The following is a 4,149-nucleotide window of genomic DNA, read 5'->3' as shown; positions in this document are numbered from 1 at the left end:
CTTCCGTCTTCAGCGGCGAGAACTGCGGCTGCTTCAGGAGTTCTGTGAGGCGCGATCCGCGGTTGAGCAGGCGCTGCGTGGCGGCGTCGAGATCCGAGCCGAACTGCGCGAAGGCCGCCATTTCGCGGTACTGCGCGAGCTCGCCCTTGATCGAGCCGGCAACCTGCTTCATCGCCTTGATCTGCGCGGCCGAACCGACGCGGCTGACCGACAGACCGACGTTCACCGCAGGACGAATGCCCTGGAAGAACAGGTTGGTCTCGAGGAAGATCTGGCCGTCGGTGATCGAGATCACGTTGGTCGGGATGTAGGCCGACACGTCGTTGGCCTGCGTCTCGATGATCGGCAGCGCGGTCAGCGAACCACCGCCCAGATCGTCGTTGAGCTTGGCGGCGCGCTCGAGCAGGCGCGAGTGCAGGTAGAAGACGTCGCCCGGATAGGCTTCGCGGCCCGGCGGGCGACGCAGCAGCAGCGACATCTGGCGATAGGCGACGGCCTGCTTCGACAGATCGTCATAGCTGATTAGCGCGTGCATGCCATTGTCGCGGAAATATTCGCCCATGGTGGCGCCGGCGAACGGCGCCAGGAACTGCATCGGCGCCGGATCGGAAGCGGTGGCGGCGACGATGATCGAGTATTCGAGCGCGCCGCGCTCTTCCAACACCTTGACGAACTGCGCGACGGTCGAGCGCTTCTGGCCGACGGCGACGTAGACGCAGTAGAGCTTTTCCTTCTCGGGGCCGTTGTCGTGCACCGATTTCTGGTTGAGCATCGTGTCGAGGATGATGGCGGTCTTGCCGGTCTGGCGATCGCCGATGACCAGCTCGCGCTGGCCGCGACCGACCGGGATCAGCGCATCGATGGCCTTGAGGCCCGTCGACATCGGCTCGTTCACCGACTTGCGCGGAATGATGCCGGGCGCCTTGACGTCGACGCGCTTGCGCTCGACCGCCTTGATCGGACCCTTGCCGTCGATCGGATTGCCGAGCGCATCAACGACGCGGCCGAGCAGGCCGGGGCCGACGGGGACGTCGACGATGGCGCCGGTGCGCTTGACGATGTCGCCTTCCTTGATGTCGCGGTCGGCGCCGAAGATGACGACGCCGACATTGTCGGCTTCGAGGTTGAGCGCCATGCCGCGGATGCCGCCGGGGAATTCGACCATCTCGCCTGCCTGGACATTGTCGAGGCCGTAGACACGGGCGATACCGTCACCGACGGACAGCACCTGTCCGACTTCGGAGACCTCGGCCTCCTTGCCGAAATTCTTGATCTGGTCTTTCAGAATTGCGGAAATTTCCGCGGCGCGGATGTCCATCAGCCGACCTCTTTCAGTGCAAGCTTGAGCGAATTGAGTTTGGTTTTGAGCGACGTATCGATCTGGCGCGAGCCCATCTTGACCACCAGCCCGCCGAGCAGCGACGGATCGACGGTAACGGAGATGGCCACGTCCTTGCCGGCAACGCTCTTCAGCGTCGCCTTGAGTTCGGTCTGCTGGGCAGCCGTCAGCTCGTGAGCCGACGTGACTTCAGCAGCGGTTTCGCCACGATGTTCGGCGGCGATCTGGCGGAACGCCCTGATCATGCCGGGAATGGCGAACAGACGGCGATTACGGGCGACGACGCGCAGGAAATTGCCGGTGAGGCCGGCAATCCCTGCCTTGTCGGCGATCGCCGCGATGGCCTTGGCCTGGTCCTCGCTGGAGAACACCGGGCTGTTGATCAGTCGGGTAAGGTCGGCGCTGCCCGCGAGCATGGCTTCGAAGCTGTTGAGGTCGGCTTCGACCTTGGCCACGGAATTTGCCTGCAGGGCGAGTTCGAACAGCGAACCCGCATAGCGTTCTGCGACACCTGAGATTGGCGATGACGATTGAGCCACGGACCGTCTTTTCTCTTGTCTGACAGGCCGTAGATTGTTGGCGCGAGCAAAAACTCTGGCTAAATCTTTGACCTTACTGCATTTTTTCGAGCACGGAGGCGCGGCTTCCGCTATCCCCGGCCGAAAGTCGATTGCCGTCTAGCACAGGCATTTTAAGACCGCAATGCGTCGTTCCGCATGGTTTTCAGGCACTATTGTCGCATCCGGCGAAAGTCGCCCGCCTTCCATCGCGGAATACCCAACGATTCAAGGCAGAAAGCCGAAGGCAAAGGCGAGCGGCAATGCCGCCAGCACCAATTCCACCACGATGGAAACCCAATTGAAAGGCGTGTTGGCGCCATCCGACATCATCGACAGCAGCCGGCCGAAGGCGGTGAACAGCCAGGAGAAGCCAAGCGCCATGTAGATCAGCGGCTGCGCCAGCAGGATACAGCACAGTCCGACGCCGAGATAGAAGCCCGACATCCTGCCGCGCCCCTCGGCGATCGCAGCAGCCTTCTCTGGCTTGACCTGCAGGCGCAGGGCACGGAAGGCGAGTCCAGGTGCCAGAAAAAACAAAAGACCGAGCAGCACGGTGACGACGGCGCTCGACCAGGCCAGCCATTCGCCCTGGCTCGTCGGCCACGGAAGCGCAAAATCCATCTTGTCCCCTCGAAATGCCTGTTTGAAATTCCAGGCATTCTAACGGAGGAAAGCCCCCGCGCCAGATGGGTCCAGGTACTTTAGGCAGCGCGCATCAACCGAGCGCGAATTCCACAGCCGCCTCGGCATGGATGCGCGTCGTGTCGAAGACCGGAATGTCGAAATCCTGCTGGCCGATCAGCATGGTGATCTCGGTGCAACCCATGATGACGCTGTCGGCGGCCTCTTCGCGGCGCAGGCGTTCGGTCTCAGCGATATAGGCCGCCTTCGAGATCTCCGTGACGATGCCCTGGCACAGTTCCTCATAGATGACACGGTGGACCATGTCGCGCCCGGCACCATCGGGCACGACAGGGTTCAAGCCAAATTTGTCGGCGAGCCGGCCCTTGTAGAAATCCTGCTCCATGGTGAAGCGCGTCGCCAGCAGCGCCGGACGCTGCATGCCGGCGCGCTTGACCGCCACCGCGGTGGCATCGGCTATGTGGATCAGCGGGATCGACACCGACGCCTGCACCTGGTCTGCCAGTTTGTGCATGGTGTTGGTGCACAACAACAGGCCTTCCGCGCCGCCGGCCTCGAGCTTGCGCGCGGCTTCGACTAGAAGCACACCGGCGCCATCCCAGTCACCATGATGCTGCCGCTCGGCGATCTCGGCAAAATCGAATGACCACAGCAGAAGCCTGGCCGAATGCAGCCCGCCCAGCCGCTCGCGCACGATCTCGTTGAGCAGGCGATAGTAGATGGCGGTCGATTCCCAGCTCATGCCGCCCAGAAGGCCGAGGGTTTTCATATGAGTTTCCACATCTCGCTGGCTTGCGGCAACCTATCGCTGAAAGCGCGACCTTACAAAAAGCTCTGCGGGTCGATGTCGACCTGCACCCTGACCGAGCCGCGCTGCTTCGGCCCGTTGGCCAGCATGGCCCTGATAAACCCTTGCATGTCGGCGCGCCGTTCGCCCTGGATCAGCAGACGGAAGCGGTGGCGGCCGCCGAGCAGTGACAACGGCGCCTCGGCTGGACCCAGCACGAACAGATCTGACGCCTCCGGCGCGGCGCGGCGCAGGCCGCGTGCGTGGCCTTCGGCTTCCGCTCGTGTCACCGCACTGACGATGACACCCGCGAGCCTGCCGAAGGGCGGCAGTGCGGCTCGTTCGCGCTCGGCAATCTCACGTTCGTAAAACGCCTCGGCGTCGCCCGAGACGATCGCCCGCATCACCGGATGCTCGGGCTGAAAAGTCTGCAGCAGGCCAAGGCTCTTCTTGCCGGTGCGGCCGGCGCGGCCGGTGACCTGACTGAGCAGCTGGAAGGTGCGCTCGGCGGCGCGTGGATCGCCATTGGCAAGGCCGAGATCGGCATCGACGACGCCGACCAGGGTCATGTTGGGAAAGTTGTGGCCCTTGGCGACGAGCTGCGTGCCGATGACGATGTCGGCCTCGCCATCGGCGATCGCCTCCAGCTCCAGCCGCAGCCGCCGCACGCCGCCCATCAGGTCCGACGACAAAACGATGGTGCGCGCGTCGGGAAAATGCGTAACGACCTCCTCGGCGATCCGCTCGACGCCCGGTCCGCAGGCGACCAGATGATCGAGCGTGCCGCATTCCGGGCAGGCTTCGGGGCGGCGCTCATTGTG

Annotated in this window: 5 protein-coding genes; all 5 read right to left on the bottom strand. The window is 63.7% G+C overall.

Features of this window, described 5'->3' with window-relative positions; genetic code table 11:
• Nucleotides 1–1,318 (bottom strand): F0F1 ATP synthase subunit alpha (atpA, locus tag EN750_RS21365; RefSeq protein WP_127397564.1); only part of this gene is annotated, 1,318 nt, incomplete at its 3' end.
• Nucleotides 1,318–1,878, bottom strand: a complete 561-nt coding sequence (locus EN750_RS21360; protein ID WP_127397563.1) for a F0F1 ATP synthase subunit delta — start codon at nt 1,876–1,878, stop codon at nt 1,318–1,320. The genes atpA and EN750_RS21360, both read right to left, overlap by 1 nt.
• A gap of 246 nt (nt 1,879–2,124) precedes the next feature.
• Entirely contained in the window at nt 2,125–2,520 is a 396-nt protein-coding gene (locus EN750_RS21355) for a DUF4345 family protein (protein ID WP_127261416.1), read from the bottom strand.
• Between the two features lie 94 nt (nt 2,521–2,614).
• Nucleotides 2,615–3,310 (bottom strand): aspartate/glutamate racemase family protein, encoded by a 696-nt coding sequence (locus EN750_RS21350; RefSeq protein ID WP_127397562.1) that lies wholly within the window; start codon nt 3,308–3,310, stop codon nt 2,615–2,617.
• 53 nt (nt 3,311–3,363) lie between these two features.
• Nucleotides 3,364–4,149: primosomal protein N' (gene priA, locus EN750_RS21345; RefSeq protein ID WP_127397561.1), on the bottom strand; the 786-nt coding region annotated here is incomplete at its 5' end.

The organism is Mesorhizobium sp. M7A.F.Ca.ET.027.03.2.1, assembly GCF_003999175.1.
Lineage (GTDB): Bacteria > Pseudomonadota > Alphaproteobacteria > Rhizobiales > Rhizobiaceae > Mesorhizobium.
This window is presented reverse-complemented; position numbering and strand designations above follow the sequence as displayed.

What these genes read in the sequence shown, in the direction of transcription:
- EN750_RS21355 (WP_127261416.1), bottom strand. Translation starts at nt 2,520, where the DNA reads ATGGATTTTGCGCTTCCGTGGCCGACGAGCCAGGGCGAATGGCTGGCC.
- EN750_RS21350 (WP_127397562.1), bottom strand. Translation starts at nt 3,310, where the DNA reads ATGAAAACCCTCGGCCTTCTGGGCGGCATGAGCTGGGAATCGACCGCC.